This is a genomic window from Mesorhizobium sp. NZP2234 (assembly GCF_013170765.1).
GTDB lineage: Bacteria > Pseudomonadota > Alphaproteobacteria > Rhizobiales > Rhizobiaceae > Mesorhizobium > Mesorhizobium loti_D.
In genome coordinates this window covers 5501862-5518917 of sequence record NZ_CP033364.1, presented here as the reverse complement: position 1 = coordinate 5518917, position 17056 = coordinate 5501862, and the positions used below count along the sequence as shown (strand labels likewise).

17 protein-coding genes are annotated in these 17056 nt (G+C 65.2%); 9 read left to right on the top strand and 8 right to left on the bottom strand.

From position 1 onward, the window contains the following. From EB230_RS27190 to EB230_RS27180, 3 genes are all read right to left on the bottom strand, one after another. Complete coding sequence (locus EB230_RS27190; RefSeq protein WP_172374277.1) at positions 1 to 1122, bottom strand: class II histone deacetylase; 1122 nt, start codon at positions 1120 to 1122, stop codon at positions 1 to 3. 85 nt (positions 1123 to 1207) lie between these two features. After that, positions 1208 to 3868 carry a LuxR C-terminal-related transcriptional regulator gene (locus EB230_RS27185; RefSeq protein ID WP_244493908.1) on the bottom strand — a complete coding sequence of 887 codons (2661 nt, stop codon included), beginning with the start codon at positions 3866 to 3868 and terminating at the stop codon, positions 1208 to 1210. A 50-nt stretch (positions 3869 to 3918) separates the two neighbouring features. Further along, positions 3919 to 4620, bottom strand: coding sequence for a GNAT family N-acetyltransferase (locus tag EB230_RS27180; RefSeq protein WP_246738857.1), 702 nt, complete (start codon positions 4618 to 4620; stop codon positions 3919 to 3921). A 123-nt stretch (positions 4621 to 4743) separates the two neighbouring features. Here EB230_RS27180 and EB230_RS27175 point away from each other — a divergent pair, with 123 nt between their 5' ends. From EB230_RS27175 to EB230_RS27160, 4 genes are read left to right on the top strand one after another with little or no spacing between them, the layout of a single operon-like run. Next, complete coding sequence (locus EB230_RS27175; RefSeq protein ID WP_056564646.1) at positions 4744 to 6045, top strand: ArgE/DapE family deacylase; 1302 nt, start codon at positions 4744 to 4746, stop codon at positions 6043 to 6045. Continuing rightward, positions 6042 to 7100 (top strand): phosphotransferase, encoded by a 1059-nt coding sequence (locus EB230_RS27170; protein WP_056564644.1) that lies wholly within the window; start codon positions 6042 to 6044, stop codon positions 7098 to 7100. The genes EB230_RS27175 and EB230_RS27170 overlap by 4 nt, the downstream gene beginning before the upstream one ends. After that, positions 7101 to 8411, top strand: coding sequence for an aspartate aminotransferase family protein (locus tag EB230_RS27165; protein ID WP_172374276.1), 1311 nt, complete (start codon positions 7101 to 7103; stop codon positions 8409 to 8411). 16 nt (positions 8412 to 8427) lie between these two features. Further along, complete coding sequence (locus EB230_RS27160) at positions 8428 to 9105, top strand: GntR family transcriptional regulator (RefSeq protein WP_056564639.1); 678 nt, start codon at positions 8428 to 8430, stop codon at positions 9103 to 9105. 5 nt (positions 9106 to 9110) lie between these two features. Here the strand turns inward: EB230_RS27160 and EB230_RS27155 are convergent, their stop codons facing one another. The 5 genes from EB230_RS27155 to EB230_RS27135 are packed head-to-tail and all read right to left on the bottom strand — an operon-like array spanning position 9111 to position 13843. Further along, complete coding sequence (locus tag EB230_RS27155; protein WP_056564636.1) at positions 9111 to 10415, bottom strand: FAD-dependent oxidoreductase; 1305 nt, start codon at positions 10413 to 10415, stop codon at positions 9111 to 9113. Next, a complete protein-coding gene (locus tag EB230_RS27150) occupies positions 10412 to 11395 on the bottom strand; it encodes a branched-chain amino acid ABC transporter permease (RefSeq protein ID WP_056564633.1) in 984 nt (327 codons plus the stop codon). Before EB230_RS27150 ends, EB230_RS27155 begins: the two co-directional genes overlap by 4 nt. Beyond that, the gene (locus EB230_RS27145; RefSeq protein ID WP_056564630.1) at positions 11392 to 12300 is read right to left on the bottom strand and encodes a branched-chain amino acid ABC transporter permease; all 909 of its coding nucleotides are present in this window, start codon (positions 12298 to 12300) and stop codon (positions 11392 to 11394) included. Before EB230_RS27145 ends, EB230_RS27150 begins: the two co-directional genes overlap by 4 nt. Beyond that, positions 12297 to 13046, bottom strand: a complete 750-nt coding sequence (locus EB230_RS27140; protein ID WP_056564628.1) for an ABC transporter ATP-binding protein — start codon at positions 13044 to 13046, stop codon at positions 12297 to 12299. The genes EB230_RS27145 and EB230_RS27140 overlap by 4 nt, the downstream gene beginning before the upstream one ends. Next, the gene (locus EB230_RS27135; protein ID WP_056564625.1) at positions 13043 to 13843 is read right to left on the bottom strand and encodes an ABC transporter ATP-binding protein; all 801 of its coding nucleotides are present in this window, start codon (positions 13841 to 13843) and stop codon (positions 13043 to 13045) included. The genes EB230_RS27140 and EB230_RS27135 overlap by 4 nt, the downstream gene beginning before the upstream one ends. A 126-nt stretch (positions 13844 to 13969) precedes the next feature. On the opposite strand from EB230_RS27135, the gene EB230_RS27130 reads away from it, so the two are divergent. The 5 genes from EB230_RS27130 to EB230_RS27110 are packed head-to-tail and all read left to right on the top strand — an operon-like array spanning position 13970 to position 17018. Next, positions 13970 to 14704, top strand: coding sequence for a GntR family transcriptional regulator (locus EB230_RS27130; RefSeq protein WP_081294765.1), 735 nt, complete (start codon positions 13970 to 13972; stop codon positions 14702 to 14704). After that, positions 14701 to 15183, top strand: a complete 483-nt coding sequence (locus EB230_RS27125) for a DUF3830 family protein (protein ID WP_056564620.1) — start codon at positions 14701 to 14703, stop codon at positions 15181 to 15183. Before EB230_RS27130 ends, EB230_RS27125 begins: the two co-directional genes overlap by 4 nt. A gap of 1 nt (position 15184) precedes the next feature. Continuing rightward, positions 15185 to 15538, top strand: a complete 354-nt coding sequence (locus EB230_RS27120) for a TIGR04076 family protein (RefSeq protein ID WP_056564617.1) — start codon at positions 15185 to 15187, stop codon at positions 15536 to 15538. Continuing rightward, positions 15535 to 16590: an aldo/keto reductase gene (locus tag EB230_RS27115; RefSeq protein WP_056564614.1), complete on the top strand. Its 1056-nt coding sequence runs from the start codon at positions 15535 to 15537 to the stop codon at positions 16588 to 16590. The genes EB230_RS27120 and EB230_RS27115 overlap by 4 nt, the downstream gene beginning before the upstream one ends. Continuing rightward, the gene (locus tag EB230_RS27110; protein ID WP_056564612.1) at positions 16587 to 17018 is read left to right on the top strand and encodes a hypothetical protein; all 432 of its coding nucleotides are present in this window, start codon (positions 16587 to 16589) and stop codon (positions 17016 to 17018) included. Before EB230_RS27115 ends, EB230_RS27110 begins: the two co-directional genes overlap by 4 nt. The last annotated feature ends 38 nt before the right edge of the window (positions 17019 to 17056 follow it).

Sequence of the window (17056 nt, the reverse complement as noted above, 5' to 3'; positions counted from 1 at the left end):
TCAGGCAGCACTTGCGAGGCGTTGGCGCAAGCCGGCGAGCAGGCCCTCGGCGGCATCGATCACCGCGGCCTGATGCGGCTGCAAGTCCTGCCCGGCCCACTCGTCGATATGATCCGACAGGGGATCGGCCACTTCGGTGCGGTGGTTTGCCAGTGTCTCGATGACGGCATGGCCGCAGAACGGCACATAGCCTTCGGAATAGCCGCCTTCATGGGTCATGACCAGGCGTCCCTGTGACGTCTCGGCCGCGAGCGCCACCATGCGCGCGGCAAGGCGCCGGAAGCACTCGCTGTTGAGCATCATGCGGCCGAGCGGATCGAAGCCCGACGCATCGAAACCGGAAGCCACGATGACGAGGTCCGGTTTGAAGGCACGCAACGCCGGGGCAACGATGCGGTCGAAGGTCGCTTCATATGCGCCGGTGCCGCTGCCGGCCGGCAGAGGGATGTTGATGTTGTAGCCTTCACCTTCATCCTTGCCATTATCGGCCAGCGCGCCGCGTCCGGTCGGGTAGAGATTGTCCTGATGCAGCGAAATCGTCAGCACCGACGGGTCGGAATAAAACACCGTCTCGGTGCCGTTGCCGTGATGCACGTCCCAGTCGACGATCGCCGCGCGGCCGAGCAGGCCCTCGTGCTGCAGCCGGCGCACGGAGACGCCGATGTTGGAGAACAGGCAGTTGCCCATCGCCTGGTCGGGCTCTGCATGGTGACCCGGCGGGCGTGCCAGCGCATAGGCGTTGTCGACACGGCCAGTGAGCACGGCGCGCATTGCCGCATAGGTGGTGCCGGCGGACAAGAGGGCGATGTCGAAACTGTTGAGGCCGATCGGCGCCTGCGGCCCAGCGAAGCCCGAACCGCGCTCGCTCAGTGTCCTGATATCGTCGACGTGGCGCTGCGTGTGCACGCGCAGCAGGTCCTCGACCGTCACCGGCTCGGGGATGATCGGCACCAGATGGCGCCCCAGGCCGCTGACCTGGATCAGGTTGTTGAGCCGGCGCTTCGACCCGGGCGATTCCAGATGCCGTCCGGGTTCCACGAAACGGCCGGGAGGCATCATGTCGGCGCTGGAGCCGGTGTCATGCCACATCAGCTGTTCGTGAAAAACGTAACCTGTCGCCATACGCAGCGTCCTCTGCAATCCCGGATGACGCTAGCAGGCTAACGATGCCATGGCCCGACCCGAAGGAGGGGGTTGGGCCAGATGTCTATGCCCCTCCTTTCGAAGGGGGCCGAAGGTTGGCGGCCGCCTGCGCGGCGCGCACGGCCTGGACTCGGTTCGATACGGAGAGCTTGCCGAAAATGTTCTTCAAATGCCATTTCACCGTTGTTTCGCCCACCGACAGCGCGACCGCGATATCGCGGTTGGACATGCCTTCCGACAGGTAGCGCAGCAATTCGGACTCGCGCTGGGTGAGCTGTTCCTTTTCGGGCGCGGATGCGGCCGGCTTGCGCGTTGGCACAGGCATGGTCTGCGCGGCATGGATGATGCGCGTTGCATAGGCCGACAGGGACGGCTCGGTCTTCGCTTGCGCCGCGCGCAGCCGCATCAACCCTTCCATGACAGGCCTGCCCTCGTCGACGAAGGAGCGGATGAAGCCGGAAGGCTGGGCAAGGCGCAACGCTTCGAGAAGATAGCGATCAGCTTCGCGCTGGTCGTGGCCGGCGCTCCTGGCGCGCAGGATCAGCGCCAGTATGTGGCGGCGCATGCGTCCGCTGCTTTTCGTTCGCTCCAGCAACGTGTCAAAAATGGCCGCCGCCGCTGCGTAGGATTTCTCCGCCGTCAGCAGCCTGCCTTCGGCGAAGAACTCGAATTCATTGGCGACGGTAGGGGCGGTTTCAGCGCTTTCGCGGCGATGCTCGCTCAGCAGAGAGCGCGCCTCGGCGACGCGGCTCTGGTCGATGAGCAGCCGGATGCGGTCATGCACCAGCACCGAAGCGAGGCGGCGATAAACGGAACCGCGCACACGCTGGTAGACGCGCTCCAGCATGTCGAGGGCCGCGTCGCCACGACCGGTCAGCTGCAGCACACGAGCATAGGTCGGCACGCTGGCCAGCGGATAGACGATGACGGCGGCGCCCTCGATCAGCGGCCCGAGATTCTCGACCAATGTCAGCGCCTCGCCGGATGCGTTGGTCTCATAGGCGAGTTCGGCAAGCAGCGTTCCGGCAAGCGCCTCGGCATATGAGTTCGCGCCGATCCGCGTCCTGGCCTCGATGATCGTGTTGCGCAGCAGCCGTTCGGCGGCGGGCAGGCGGCCGGCCGAACGCTCGATGACGGCCATGTAGCAATTGGCGATGGTGACGCCGAGCAGGCTGCCGCTTCGCTCATGCGCCTTGCGCGCGGCGTCGGCCGCAGCCCGAGCCCCTTCGAGATCGCCCAGCGCATAGAGATTGTAGCCGATGACGTTGGCCGTCGCACCCTCCATGAACCAGGCGTCCGGCGCGATGATGCGCAGGGCGGACAGCGCGGTATCACGCGCGGCCTCGAACTGCTCCAGCGTGCTGTGCACAGCGGCATCGAGGACCGCGATCTCGGCCTCGATGGTGGTGCCGGTCAGCGTGCCGGGATCCTTGCCGTCGGCCGGCCCGGTTTCGACGAGCTTGCGCGCATTGGCGAGCGTCTGCTGGGCAATTTCAGGCTGGCTTGAGTGCACCGCCAGCCACAGCACGATGAGTTGCAGCCGGATGCGCTGGTCGACCAGCTTCCGCGGCAGCAGTGCCAGCAACTGCCGCACATAAAGCAGCTGGCACTGGGCGATGAGTTCGAGCGCATTGTTTTCGACGAACACCGCTGCGCGCGCCTGGTCGCCGGCAGCGAGCGCGTGTCCGATGGCTTCGGTCAGCATCTTGCGTTCGCCGAACCATTCGGCGGCGGCCAGGTGCAGGGGAGCGATCATCTCCGGTTCGCGCCGTTCCATTTCGCGGCTGAGGAAGTCATGGAACAGATGATGGTAGCGGAACCAGCGCCGCTCCTCGTCGAGCGGCACCAGGAACAGGTTGCGGCTCTCGATCTCTGTGATGTCGGCCTCGGCGTCGGCCGCGCGCAATACTGCCCGGCAGGCCTCGGCGCTGAAGCGCTCGAAGATCGAACTGTGGAGCAGGAACTTCGCCAGGGCCGGCGGCAGCTCCAGGAACACTTCCCCCATCAGGAAGTCGGCGACGTTGCGGTTGGCGCCGGTGAAATTGCCGATGACGGTTTCTGGCGTATGCGCGGCGCTCAGCGACAGCGAGGCGAGCTGCAGGCCGGCGGCCCAGCCTTCGGTCCGTGAACACAAGGTTTCCACCGTGCCGCTGCTGACGCTCAGGCCCAGCTTGTCGTTGAAGAAGGCCTCGGCCTCGGACGAGGCGAAGCGCAGATCGTCCGGGCCGATTTCGAAAACGTCGCCAAGCACCCTGAGCTTGCCAAGTTGCAGGTCTGGCAGGTTGCGCGAACCGATGACGAAGGCGGCGTTGGCCGGTGCCTGCCTCGTCAGGCGCTCCATGAACCGCTTCACCACCGGCGCCTCGATGGCGTGGTAGTCGTCAAAGAACAGGGTGATGTCGGCGTCGCGCGCCGCAAGACCCGCTACAAGGGCCGATAGCACGACGTCGAGCTGCGGGATCGGGCTCGACTGGAAGGCGAGGTCGAGTTCGGCGGGATTCTGGACGAGATGGCGCAACGCGCCCACCAGATGCGACAGGAAGGCGCCTTCGTCATTGTCCGTCGCCTCGCAGGAGAACCATGCGGTTAGTCGGCCCAGACGCGCGACTTCCGCGGCCCACTGCGCCATCGTCGTCGACTTGCCGAAACCGGCGGGCGCGGCGAACAGAACGATGCGCGTGTCGATGTGCCGCTCCAGCCTCGACAGGATGCTTTCGCGCCGCACCCACCGGCGATGGTGAGACGACGAAAGGCTGGCAGGTTGCGAAGACGGTCTCATCTGGCGCCGGGCACCCATTCCGTTTCGATCAACGGGATTTGCGGGGCCACATCGCGCGGCAAGGTTCCCTTGATCCGGGGATCGTCGGTGATTTCGAACCCCGCCGCAAAGGGTTCGAACCCGCAAGCTCGGTAGAACCCGATGACGCTGTGATGGTCTATGCTGCTGGTGTGCAGCCAGATACGCTCCGGGCCGAGGCGCCATGCCTGGTCGAGCGCTCCCGCCATCAGCCGCTTGCCGAGACCCCGGCCGGTCAAGGCGGGGAACAGGCCAAAATAGGTGATCTCGATCTCGTTGCCGTCCGCCACGCGGAATTCGGCCATGCCGACATGGCCGCCACGTTCATCATGGCCGTAATAGAGATGCTGGCGCGGGTCGGCGAAATGCGCGGCGACTTCAGCATCCGACATTTCGGCGGCGCGATCCCAGAGCCAGGGAGCGCCGATCTCGAGGAAGATCGCGCGGTAGGCGGTACTGTCGGGCTTGGTGATCCGGGTCATTGCCAGGGGTTGAGCGAGACCCGGCACCGGTGCGCGCGCTTCCATCCATGTCACGGCATTGACGATCTTGCCGGCCGGCACGCGCCGGTAGCCGGACGAGAGAACGGTGATTTCATCCGGCAATGGGCCTTCGGTGACCAGCATCTGTCCTCGATCTTCGCCATGCGGTTTCGCCAGCATGCAGGAAGCTGATGCCAACTCTGAGCCCGCCTGCCAAGAGGTTCCCGGGTTGGGCCATGGTTTTGGCCCGACCTGTCTCCTTGCCTTTCCAGGAAATGGCATATGAGATATGATACACCATTCACGAGAAAGCGGAATATCATGCCTGAGCGAATTGCCGACGAAGCCATTTTGCGCGCGGTCGATGACGGCTTCGCACGACAAGTCGCATTCCTGGCGGACCTCGTGCGCTTTCCCTCCCAACGCGGCGAGGAACACGCGGCGCAATCCTTCATGGCGGCGGCCTATGAGGCCGATGGTTATGCAGTCGATATGTGGCGTGTCGATGTCGATGCGATTCGCGACCTGCCGGGGTTTTCTCCCGTGGCGGTGTCCTACGATGACGCCTTCAATGTCGTTGCCACCCACACGCCGAGAAACGCCACCGGCCGCTCGCTGATCCTCAACGGCCATATCGACGTGGTACCCACGGGGCCGCTCGACCGTTGGGTGCGCGATCCCTACGATCCCGCCATCGAGGATGGCTGGATGCATGGTCGCGGCGCCGGCGACATGAAGGCAGGCCTGTCGGCTTGTCTCTACGCGCTGGCCGCCTTGCGCGGCCTCGGCTATCAGCCGGCCGCCAACGTGTTCCTGCAGTCGGTGGTCGAGGAAGAGTGCACCGGCAATGGCGCGCTTGCCTGCCTGCAGCGCGGCTACCGCGCCGATGCCGCCTTCATTCCCGAACCGCTGGAACCGCGATTGATGCGCGCGCAGGTCGGACCGATCTGGTTCAGGGTCGAGGTCGACGGCGATCCGCAGCATGCCTCGGGGGCTTTCTCGGCCGGCGCCAATGCCATCGAAAAGGCCTTCGTCATCATCCAGGCACTGAAGCAGCTCGAAATCGTCTGGAATGCGCGCAAGGTCGATGATCCGCATTTCTGCAATCACCCGCATCCAATCCGCTTCAATCTCGGCAAGATCGAAGGTGGCGAATGGACATCGAGCGTTCCGGCGCGTTGTGTCTTCGAGATGCGGGTCGCGACCTATCCCGGGCAGAAGCTCGAAGATGCCAGGGCCGAGCTCGAAGCCTGCATCGCCGATGCGGCCCGTGCCGATCCATTCCTGGCCAATCGCCCGCCCAAGATGACCTATAACGGCTTCATGGCCGAGGGCTATGTACTGGAGGGCGCCGACGAGATGGAAGCCGTGCTGCGCCGCAGCCATGTCGCCGTGTGGGGCGAGCCGCTGACGGAACACGTCACCTCGGCGACGACGGATGCACGCTTCTTCGGCCTCTATGCCGATACGCCGGCGATCGTCTATGGCCCGATCTGCCGCATGCCGCATGGTTACGACGAGGCCGTCGATCTCGATTCGGTGCGCAAGGTCACCCAGACCATTGCACTGTTCATCGCCGACTGGTGTGGCCTCGAGCCCATCGATCCGGAGGTGAGCGCATGAATGCAGCCGTGCCCGACGGTTTCGGTGAAACGCTCGCCGAGGACGCGCCTGACGTTTCGATCGCCGACGCGCTAGCAATCTTGCGCCGGCACTACGGCCTCACCGGCAGCGCGCGTCCGCTGCCGGGCGAACGCGACCACAATTTCCACGTCCAGACCGAAGGCGATGGCGAGTTCGTCCTGAAGGTTTCCCACCCGGCAGAGGAGGCTGGCTTCACGGACTTCCAGAACAGGGCGCTCGACCACATCCTTGCCGTCGACCCGACCTTGCTGGTTCCTTCGGTGCGCAAGAGCCTGGAGGGCGAAGCGCAGTTCACGGTCGGCGTCGGCGGATCGGCGCCCCGCATCATCCGGCTGGTCACCTATCTGCCCGGCCAGTTGCTGTCGCGCTCGCCGACGTCGGCGGCGCAGGATCGCAATCTCGGTATCTTCCTCGCCCGCCTTGGCCGGGCACTGCGCGGCTTCTTCCATCCGGCGGCCGGCAGCGACCTGCTCTGGGACATCAGAAAGGTCGCCAAGACACGGCCGATGATGGCGCATATCGCCGATGCCGGCCATCGGGCCATGGTCGAGCGTGTGATGGATGCCTTCGAGGCGCATGCGGCGCCGGTCATCCCGAGCCTGCGCGCCCAGATCGTCCACAACGACATGAATTCCTACAATGTGGTGATGGACGCTTCGCGGCCGGAGGTCGTGACCGGCATCCTCGATTTCGGCGACATGATCCATTCGCCGCTGATCTGTGACCTTGCCATCGGCGCCGTCTACCGCTGGCCGGCGCAGGGGCATCCGCTCGCGCCCGCCGCGCGCTTCGTTGCCGGCTACCAGTCGGTGCAGCCGCTCGAGGCCGAAGAAATCGGCATCCTTTTTGATCTGATCCGTGCCCGCCTTGCGCTCATCGCCAACATCGCCAGCTGGCAGGCCGAACGGTTCCCGGCCAAGCGCGACTATGTGCTGCGCCTCATCACCGAGGTCTGGGCCTCGCTTGAACGGCTCGACGGGCTGTCGTCCGCGGATGCCCGCCGCTTTTTTCTAGATCATTCCAATCCGGAGTAGATGCTCGTGTCCCAGTCCTCGCCATATCCTGCAAATGCGGTACCGACGGCATCCGAGCAAGCCCTGATCGAGCGCCGCGCCAGGTTGCTTGGGCCGACCTACCGCGCCTTCTACCGCAACCCGATCCACCTGGTGCGCGGCAGCGGGGTCTGGCTCTACGACGCGCAGGGGCGCAAATTCCTCGACGCCTACAACAATGTCGCCTCGGTCGGGCACTGCCATCCGCGCGTCGTCGAGGCGCTGTCGGGCCAGGCCGCCACGCTCAACACGCACACGCGCTATCTCAGCGAGATCATCCTCGACTACGCGGAAAAACTGCTCGGCACCGTTCCGGCCCATCTTGGCCACGCCATGTTCACCTGCACCGGAAGCGAGGCCAATGATCTCGCCATCCGCATCGCCCAGCATTCCACTGGCAACAGCGGCGTCATCATCACCGACTTCGCCTATCACGGCGCGACGATCGCCACCGCGCAGCTGTCGCCTGCGGCGGTCGGGGCGAAGGGCGTGCCCGCGCACCACCGGACCGTGGCCGCGCCGGACACGTTCCGCGACCATGGCCGCGTCGCGCATGATTTCGCCAGGAATGTCGCCGCCGCCATCGAGGACATGCGCGCGCAGAATATCCGTCCGGCGGCGCTGCTGCTCGACTCGGCCTTTTCCAGCGACGGCATTTTCTTCCCCGATGCGGCGGTCATGCGCGAGGCGGCGGATCACGTCAGGAAAGCCGGCGGCATCGTCATTGCCGACGAGGTCCAGTCCGGCTTCGGCCGGCTTGGCCAGGGCATGTGGGGTTTTGTCAATTATGGCCTCGAACCCGACATCGTCACCATGGGCAAACCGATCGGCGACGGCCATCCGATGGGCGCGGTGCTCGTGCGGCCGCGGCTTGTTTCATCCTTCGGCTCCAACACCGGCTACTTCAACACCTTCGGGGGCAATCCCGTCGCGGCCGCTGTCGGCATTGCCGTGCTCGAGGTGATCGAGGGCGAGGGTCTGATCGAGAATGCGCGCAATGTCGGTGCCTATACCGGCGACCTGCTGCGCGCGCTGCAGGGCCGGCACGGCATGGTGGGCGATGTCAGGCACAACGGCCTCTATTTCGGCGTCGAACTGACCGCCGACGTGGACGAGGCGCTGGCCGCCAGCAAGACATCGGCGGTCGTCGAAGCCATGCGCGAGGATGGCGTGCTGATCTCGTCCTGCGGTCCGCGCGGCAATGTGCTGAAGATCAGGCCGCCGCTGCCGTTCGCCAGGGACAATGCCGAGCAACTGGCCGAGACGCTCGATCGCGCTTTGTCGAATTGGTGATCGGAACGCGGCGCGCATGCTGAAGCTCGAACATCAAACCCTCAACGACCGCGCCTATGGCGCGCTCAAGCAGGAATTGATTTCGGGCGGCTTCAGCCCAGGCCAGACGCTGGTCATCCGCAAGCTCGCCGAGACCTTCGGCATTTCGACGACGCCGATCCGAGAGGCGCTGCAAAGGCTGGTCGCCGAGCGACTGCTCGAGATGCAGAACAACCGTTCGGTCATCGTGCCCTTGCTATCCGTGCCTGCCTTCGAGGAGCTGACGCGCATCCGCATCGCCGTCGAGGGGCTGGCGGGCGAGATGGCGGGGTCGCGGATCGCCGAAAGCGGGCTGGCCGACATACAGGCCACGCTCGCCGGCATGCAGGGCGCCATCGAGGCTGGTGACGCCAGGGCCTATCTCGCGCTGAACGAGGCGTTTCACTTCGCCATCTACCAGCATGCCGGTGCGCCAATCCTGTTGAACATGATCCGCGATCTCTGGGGCAGGGTCGGGCCGTATCTCAAGCTGCTGATGCAGGCCGATCGCTATATTCCGCAATCGAACGACGCGCATCGCAGGATTGTCGCCGCATTGGAGCAGCGCAATGGCCCTGACGTTCGAGCATTCCTCGAAGAGGACATCGCCGTGGCGGCCGCGATTCTCGCCGAAAATCTTCGCACGACCGATCGATCGTCCGCAGACCGGACATGATCGCCTTATCGGGTTTCGTCCAACCGGTCGCGCAACATGCTCCAGCCAAGCAGCATGTTGGGCGCGTGCCGCAGCAAAGCGTGGAACGGGATCGGTGCCGGCAGCCCAAAGGGCAGCGGCAGATCACGCGCCTTGGTCCCGGCGGCCCAGTCGGCCAGCACCTTGCCCATCGCCGTCGTCATGGCAATGCCACGTCCGTTGCAGGCGCGACCGGCGATCAGCCCTGGTCCAAGATCCAGAAGGTGCGGCAGGAAATCCGGTTCGACCGCTGCCATACCCGACCAGCCATAGGCAAGCGGCGGCAGGTCCGGCAAATCGAGATGTCGGGCGAGCCGCCGCCAGATCGCTCGTGGCACGCGCGTATCGGCGCCGGCGTTCAGAATATGCATGCCGCCGCTGATCAACCGGTTCTCGGCATCGAAGCGGAAGGTGAAGAGATTGCGCCTGGTGTCGCCGACGCCTTGCCCGCCGGGGAGCAGCCGTGTGCGCACCTCGCGCGGCAGGGGCATGGTCGCGATCTGGAAGACCTTCAGCGGAATATAGGTCCGTTGCAGCAACGGATTGAGCGACCCGCCATAGGCGTTGGTAGCGACCAGCACCTTGCCGGCACGCACCGAGCCCGATGGCGTTTTCAGCGACCAGCCATCGGCCACACGGTCGATCGACGCAACGCGCGTCCGTTCGAAGATCCTCGCGCCAGCCTTCTCCGCCGCATCGGCGAGCCCGCACGCATAGGCAACCGGATTGAGCACGCCGCCCGAACGATCCATCCAGCCGCCGACATAGCCGCGCGCGCCCGTCAGCGCCCCGACGTCCCGCCGATCCAGGGTAACGGCTGGCCGGCCGCGCCGTGCCCATTGCCCGGCGCGCGATTTGACCTTCTCGAAAGCTGCCGCTGAATGCGCCGGCTGGATCCAGCCGTTCTGCACGGCGTCGCAGTCGATGCCGTGCCGCCGGATCAGGTCGAAGACAAGGTCGGCGCTGCCGGCGGCAAAGTCGATCAGGCGTTCACCGCGCTCGAGGCCGAGATGTGCAAGGATGTTGTCCGGGTCCATCTTGGCGAAGTTCGGCACGATGAAGCCGGCATTCCGGCCTGTCGCCCCCCAGGCGATGATTTCGGCTTCCAGGACCGCGACGGAAAGTCCTTTCCCCGCGGCATGCAGTGCTGTCGAGAGGCCGGAAAAACCGCCGCCGACAATGGCAAGGTCCACATCGATCTCGCCCTGTATTGGCGACCGCTGGCGGCGGTCGCGGCTGACAGCGTGCCAGAGCGAAACGCCCCGTGCCTCGTGCCGGGTCACGGCATTCATGAGCCGGAACTGCCCTTGGTCGCGGCCGCCTTTGCTCGCTTGTCCAGCCGTGGCCGCCGTGGCCTGTCGCCAAACAGTCCGTTCGGCCGGATCAGCAGGATGACGCAGAGCATGACGCCGATGGCGACGATCTGCAGCGAGGCCGCGCGCGCCTGCTGCTCGGGCGCAAACAGCACGCTGGTCAGCGTACCCGATCCGGCCCATATCCCCCACACCAGGACGCTGCCGATCACGGCGCCGAGATTGCTGCCCGAGCCGCCGACGATCAGCATCACCCACACCTGGAAGGTCAGGATCGGCAGATAGTTGTCCGGCGCGATGAAGCCGGTGAAATGCGCCTGCAACGCGCCTGCGAGCGCCATGATTGCGCCACCGACGGCAAAGGCCTGGACCCGGTAGAAGCGCGCGCTCTTGCCCAGCGAGATCGCCGCTCGCTCGTCCTCGCGCAGCGCCTTCAGCACGCGTCCCCACGGGCTGCGCGACAGATGCTCCAGTGAGAGATAGGCGATCAGCGTCACGACGCAGATAACGGCAAGGTTCGACAGGTTGAACAGCAGCGGCGTCTCGGCAAGGCCGCCGAAGGGACGAGGGATGAAGCCGATGCCGAACGGCCCGCCGGTGAGCTTCTGCGCATTGAGCGCGACCAGTTGCACAACGACGGCGACGCCGAATGTGGTGATCGCCAGATAGTCGGACCTGAGCCGCAATGTCGCCATGCCGGTGAGCGCAGCGGCGATACCGCCGACGACCATGGCGCCCAGCCAGCCGACAAGGATCGGCAGGCCGAAACCGCCAAGCCGTGCCGCATCATCCGGTGTGGTCAGCAAGGCCGAGGTGTAGGCGCCGATGGCGACGAAGCCGGCAAGGCCGACATTGAACAGCCCGGTCAGCCCCCACTGCAGATTGAGCCCCAGTGTGACCAGGGAAAAGATCAGCGCGGTGGTCAGGAAGAAGGCGCCGTAACCGATGAGATCGATCATCTTTCCCGAACTCCGAAAAGGCCGATCGGCCGCACGAACAGCACCGCCATCAGGATGATGAAGGAGACGGCGGCGCGCCATTCGGCGCCGATCAATTGCACCGCCCCGGCTTCGGCGAGCCCGATGATCAGGCCGCCGAGCACGGCGCCCGGGATGCTGCCGATGCCGCCGAGGATGGCCGCGGCGAACATCGGCAGCAGCATGTCGAAGCCCATGAACGGGCGGATCTGCACCAGGATGCCGATCATCACGCCGGCGACGCAGGCCAGCGCCCCGCCGATGATCCAGGTGACGCGCACCACGCTGGCGACGTCGATGCCGACGATGCGTGCCAATGCCGGGTTCTGACTCAATGCCTGCATGGAGCGGCCGGTCTGCGTGCGCGTCATCAACAGATGCACGCCGAGCACGAGTATGGCGGTCAGCAGCAAGAGCGCGATCTGGTCGGGGGTGATGCGGATGCCGAAGCCGACCGGCATGGCGATCTGGATCGCCCGGCTGAAATAAGTCGGCCGCGAGGTGAAGGTGAATTCGAGCAAGCTTCTGAGCGCCATCGAGGCGCCGAAGCTCGCCATCACAACGATGATCGCTTGTCCTTGCGAGCGCAGCCGCGAAAACAAGACCTTGTCGAGCAGCAGCGCCAGCAAGGCGGTGAAGGCCATGCCGACGACCAGCGCAACCAGGAGCGGCCAGCCGAAGGACAGCGGCGCGATGGGTGCTACCTTGCCGAAGGTCGCACCAATGGCGCTGACAACGGCCAGCGTCGCGTATGTGCCCCAGGCCATGAAGTCGCCATGGGCGAAATTCGAGAAGCGCAGGATCGAATAGGTCAGCGTCACGCCGATGGCGCCAAGGCCGATCATCGAACCGGTCAGCAGTCCGTCGACGACAAATTGCAGGCTCATGCCGCGCCTCCCTTGCCGACGTGAGAGGGGCGCTGGCCGAGATAGAGTTCGGCGACCACAGGATCGTTCCACAGTTCGGAGGCAACACCCTCGTGCCGGTCCTTGCCCTCGACCAGCACATAGGCGCGGTCGCCTATCGCAAGCGCCGCCTTGGCGTTCTGTTCGACAAGAAGGATGGTGACGCCGGACTTGCGGATGCCGGCCAGCATCTCGAACACCATCGACACGAATTTTGGCGACAGGCCGGCCGACGGCTCGTCCAGCACCAGCACCTTGGGATGGACGATCAGCGCCCGGGCGACTGCCAGCATCTGGCGCTGTCCGCCCGACAGATTGCCGGCGGCGGTGCGGCGCTGCCGGACGAGGTCGGGGAAGGCGGCGTACATCTCGTCGATGCGGCCGGGGATTTCGCGCCGTTCGAGGACGCCGCAGGCAACCCTGAGATTGTCCTCGACCGACATCAGCGGGAAGATGTTCTCGGTCTGCGGCACGAAGGCCAGGCCAAGCCTCACCATGGTGTGGGCGGGCGCGGCGGTGATGTCCTTGCCGTCCAGGAACACCGTGCCGCCTGTGATCGGGACAAGGCCGGCGATCGCCTTGATGAAGCTCGATTTGCCGGCGCCGTTGGGGCCGAGAACGACGACGATCTCGCCCTTGCGGACAGTGATCGAGGCGCCGCGCACGATCGGCACGCCGGGTTCGTAACCGGCCTCGAGATCACGGACATCGAGGACGGTCTCGCTCATGCGGTGCCCCCGAGATAGGCCTCGATGACACGCGGGTCGCGGGCGACTTCTTCCGCCGTGCCTTCGCTGAGCAACTGGCCGCTCGCCATGACCAGCACGCGGTGGCAAAGCCGCGTCACCATGTCGATGTTGTGTTCGATCAGCAGGAAGGTGATGCCGCGCGCGTTGATGTCGCGGATGCGGTCGATGATGACCTCCAGCAGGGTCGCGTTGACGCCGGCGGCGGGTTCGTCGAGCAGGATGATCGCCGGATCGGCCATCATGACGCGGGCGAGTTCCAGCAGCTTGCGCTGGCCGCCGGACAGCACACGCGCCGGCTCATGCGCGAGATGGGTGAGGGTGACGAGATCCAACAGGTCCAGCGCCTTCGCCCTGGCCGCTTTTTCCTCCGCCGCCACCCGCCACGGCGTGACGAAGTTGGCGAGCAGCCTTTCGCCGGCCTGGCCCTGCGCGGCCAGCATGATGTTTTCGATCAGCGTCAGATTGGGCAGCGGGCGCGGGATCTGGAAGGTGCGGCCAAGGCCACGGCCGATGCGCAGATGCGCGGCTTCGCCGGAGACGCGCACGCCATTGATAAGGATGTCGCCGCTGGAAGGCAGGATACTGCCGGCAAGCAGGTCGAACATCGTTGTCTTGCCGGCGCCGTTCGGCCCGATCAGGCCAAGGATCTCTCCTGCTTTGACGTCGAACGAGACATCGTTGACGGCGACAAGGCCGCCGAACCGTCTGACAACCCTGCTTGCTGTCAGAACCGACGCACGGGCCTTCTGCCCCTGGCGCTCCGCTGCCTCGCTCATCAACCCTCTGGCCGGAGACGGTCGTTGCCGTCCCCTGGTTTTTGATTTGTGATCACACTTGCGTTGATCACGCTATTCGGCTTTAATTTCGTCCGCAAGCCGAAAACCGGCCAGGAACGGGATTCCATGCAAAAGGCTGCCATCGAAAAGAACAACGAGGCGATCGCTGCCCAGCTTGCTCCGGTCGGCCGCGAAACCGTGCAGGACCGTGTCTATTCGGAATTGCGCCGCGCCCTGATCGGCGGCCTGTTCGAACCGAGCCAGGTGCTGACGATCCGTGGGCTTGCCGATGCGCTGGTCACGTCGACCATGCCGGTGCGCGAGGCGCTTGGCCGGCTGATCACGGAGAAGGCGCTCGAAGCGCTGCCCAACCGCTCGGTGCGTGTGCCGCCGATCACGCTGGAACGGCTCGACGATCTCCTTCGGGCCCGCATCCTGATCGAGGGTGAGGCGATCGCGCTGGCCGCCGCCCGCATGGGTTCGCGCCAGATCGCCACCATCGAGACCATTCTCGGCGAATGGGACGAGATGCGGGCGCTGAAACACAAGAAGGATGTCGATCGCGAAGTGACGCTTAACCAGAGCTTTCATTTCGAGATCTATCGCTGCTGCGGTTCGGCGGTGCTGATCCCGATGATCGAGAGCCTGTGGCTGCAATCGGGGCCATGCATCCGCGTGGCCATCTATGCGTTCTCGGAGGCCGGCGAGGTCGACACCGCCCATTACCACCGCCGCATCGTCACGGCGCTGGCAACGCAGGATGCACAGGCAGCGCGCGAGTCGCTGGTCGCCGACATCAGCCGGCCTTTCACCTTCCTGCGCAGCAAATTGCAAGCCGCCGCCGCGAAGGATCAGACATGACCGCCATCAGAATCACCGAGCCACGCTCGAAGCTTGCGGTCACGGCGCTGTTGCTGCCCGAAAAGGCGCCTGAAAACGCCGCCTTCCTCAAGGCATATCTCGACACGCCGCGTGTCGTTCCGGGCATCCACGCCATGTGGACGGGACCGGAAATTTCCTGCCCGGTTCCCGCCGCCGATATCGAGGGGCAAGCCTATGCCAGGCCATTGCCGGCTGAGAACGCGACGTTGACGCCGCAGCCCGGCGATATCGTGCTGTCCTATGTGCCGCCGCGCATGTGGGGCGGCAATCCCAACGCGATCTTCGACATCGGTCTGTTCTATGGGCAGGGCGCGCGCCTGCTGTTCCCGATCGGCTGGCTGGCCGGCAGCGTGGTGGCTCAGGTGCGAGCCGATCAGCGCGACCAGTTCGCCGTTGCCTGCGGGGTGATCCGCCGCAACGGCGCCTGCGACATCACCTTCAGCCTGGTGGAGGCCTGACATGGCCGACGACGGTTTCGAACTCTTCGACCTTCGCGTCGAGGCGGTCATCCCCGAGGGCAAGCCGATCTATTGCGGCGCCAAGGCCGGAGACTATTTCGAACTCAAGGGCGAGATGCTGTCGATGCCGGCGGGGCAGGGTTTCTCGATCTACTCGCTTGCCGCCGTGCTTCCGCTGCTGGCGGCAAAGCAACGGCCAACCCATCCAAATGACTGGATGACATCGGACGCCGAGATCGCGTGTCCCGATCCCAATTGCGCCAGCCGGCTGCGGATCGTCAGGACCGGCAAACGGCGGTTCAGCCATGCCGAGACCACGGCCGTACCGCTGCCGAAGGAGAATGAGCAGACATGACCGCCAAGACCTTCGAACTCGGCCCAGGCTACACGATCTCCCGCGTCATTCGCGGCGGCTGGCAACTGGCTGGTGGGCACGGGGCCATCGACCGCGGCCAGGCTGTGACCGACCTGATCGCCACCTTCGACGCCGGCATCTGGACCTATGACTGCGCCGACATCTACACCGGCGTCGAGGAACTGATCGGCGCCGCCCGCTTGCGGCTGGCCAGCGAACGCGGCCTCGATGTCGCGGCCAGGATGAAGGTACACACCAAGCTGGTGCCCGACCTCGAAAGGCTGACCGGCATCAGCCGGGATTACATCAGGGGCATCGTCGACCAGTCGCTGCGGCGGCTGAAGACCGAGCGTCTGGATCTCGTGCAGTTCCACTGGTGGGACTATGACCAGCCTCGTTATGTCGATGCGATGGGCTGGCTCGACGAGCTTCGCCGGGAGGGCAAGGTGCGCAATCTCGGCACCACCAATTTCGACACGCCACGGCTCGCCGAAATTCTCGCCGCCGGCATTCCGCTGGTCAGCCAGCAACTGCAATATTCCGTGCTTGACCAGCGACCTGCACACAGCCTCGCCGCGCTTGCGAAGACAAACGGCGTCAGCTTCCTTTGCTACGGCTCGGTGGCGGGTGGCTTTCTCAGTGACAAGTGGCTCGGCGCGGCTGAACCCGCCACGCCGCTCGAAAACCGCTCGCTGGTCAAATACAAGCTGATCATCGATGACTTCGGCGGCTGGGACCTGTTCCAGCAACTGCTCCAGGCGTTGAAGGCCGTCGGCGATCGCCACGGTGTCGACATCGCCACCGTCGCCAGCGCCTGGGTGCTGGAGCAGCCGCAAGTCGCCGCCGTCATCGTCGGCGCCCGCAACCAGGCGCATGCTTTGGCCAACGCGGGCATCATGGAGGTCACGCTCGATGCCGATGACCGGGCCAGGATCGCGGCCGTGATCGCGCAAAGCCGAGGCCCCCTGGGCGACGTCTACACGCTGGAGCGCGACCGCCACGGCCGCCACGGCTCGATCATGCACTACAATCTCAATGCAGGCCGCACATGAGCGCCACCAACGCGACGCTGTTTTCGCAGGCCAGCGCCGAGGTCACCGGCCTGCATCGCTTCTTCGTCGACTGGTTTGTCGCCGCGCGCGCGGACACCGTGGATTTCATGCGCTTCGAGCGTGCCATGGGCGACGGCTTCAGCATGGTCGCGCCGAACGGCAAAGTGCTCGATCGCGCTGCTGTCGTCGATCATGTCCGCTCCAGCCGCGCCACGTGCGATGACGGCTTCGCCATTTCGATCGAGGACATCCGGCCCGGTTGGCAGGATGCGAACACGATTGTCGTCTTGTACGTCGAGGCGCAATTGCGTGGCGGCAAGCACAGCCGCCGCCAGTCGAGCGCCGTCTTCACCACCAGTTCATCGGCGCCCAACGGCGTCGAATGGCGGCACCTGCATGAAACCTGGCTGCAGGTGCCGGAACGCTGAACACGCTCCAGAGATCAAATTATTGCCTGACAACCCAA

Bases quoted from the DNA above. Each gene is read 5' to 3' on its own strand.
- EB230_RS27190 (WP_172374277.1), bottom strand. From the start codon at position 1,122: ATGGCGACAGGTTACGTTTTTCACGAACAGCTGATGTGGCATGACACC.
- EB230_RS27175 (WP_056564646.1), top strand. From the start codon at position 4,744: ATGCCTGAGCGAATTGCCGACGAAGCCATTTTGCGCGCGGTCGATGAC.
- EB230_RS27170 (WP_056564644.1), top strand. From the start codon at position 6,042: ATGAATGCAGCCGTGCCCGACGGTTTCGGTGAAACGCTCGCCGAGGAC.
- EB230_RS27165 (WP_172374276.1), top strand. From the start codon at position 7,101: ATGCTCGTGTCCCAGTCCTCGCCATATCCTGCAAATGCGGTACCGACG.
- EB230_RS27160 (WP_056564639.1), top strand. From the start codon at position 8,428: ATGCTGAAGCTCGAACATCAAACCCTCAACGACCGCGCCTATGGCGCG.
- EB230_RS27155 (WP_056564636.1), bottom strand. From the start codon at position 10,415: ATGAATGCCGTGACCCGGCACGAGGCACGGGGCGTTTCGCTCTGGCAC.
- EB230_RS27150 (WP_056564633.1), bottom strand. From the start codon at position 11,395: ATGATCGATCTCATCGGTTACGGCGCCTTCTTCCTGACCACCGCGCTG.
- EB230_RS27145 (WP_056564630.1), bottom strand. From the start codon at position 12,300: ATGAGCCTGCAATTTGTCGTCGACGGACTGCTGACCGGTTCGATGATC.
- EB230_RS27140 (WP_056564628.1), bottom strand. From the start codon at position 13,046: ATGAGCGAGACCGTCCTCGATGTCCGTGATCTCGAGGCCGGTTACGAA.
- EB230_RS27135 (WP_056564625.1), bottom strand. From the start codon at position 13,843: ATGAGCGAGGCAGCGGAGCGCCAGGGGCAGAAGGCCCGTGCGTCGGTT.
- EB230_RS27130 (WP_081294765.1), top strand. From the start codon at position 13,970: ATGCAAAAGGCTGCCATCGAAAAGAACAACGAGGCGATCGCTGCCCAG.
- EB230_RS27125 (WP_056564620.1), top strand. From the start codon at position 14,701: ATGACCGCCATCAGAATCACCGAGCCACGCTCGAAGCTTGCGGTCACG.
- EB230_RS27120 (WP_056564617.1), top strand. From the start codon at position 15,185: ATGGCCGACGACGGTTTCGAACTCTTCGACCTTCGCGTCGAGGCGGTC.
- EB230_RS27115 (WP_056564614.1), top strand. From the start codon at position 15,535: ATGACCGCCAAGACCTTCGAACTCGGCCCAGGCTACACGATCTCCCGC.
- EB230_RS27110 (WP_056564612.1), top strand. From the start codon at position 16,587: ATGAGCGCCACCAACGCGACGCTGTTTTCGCAGGCCAGCGCCGAGGTC.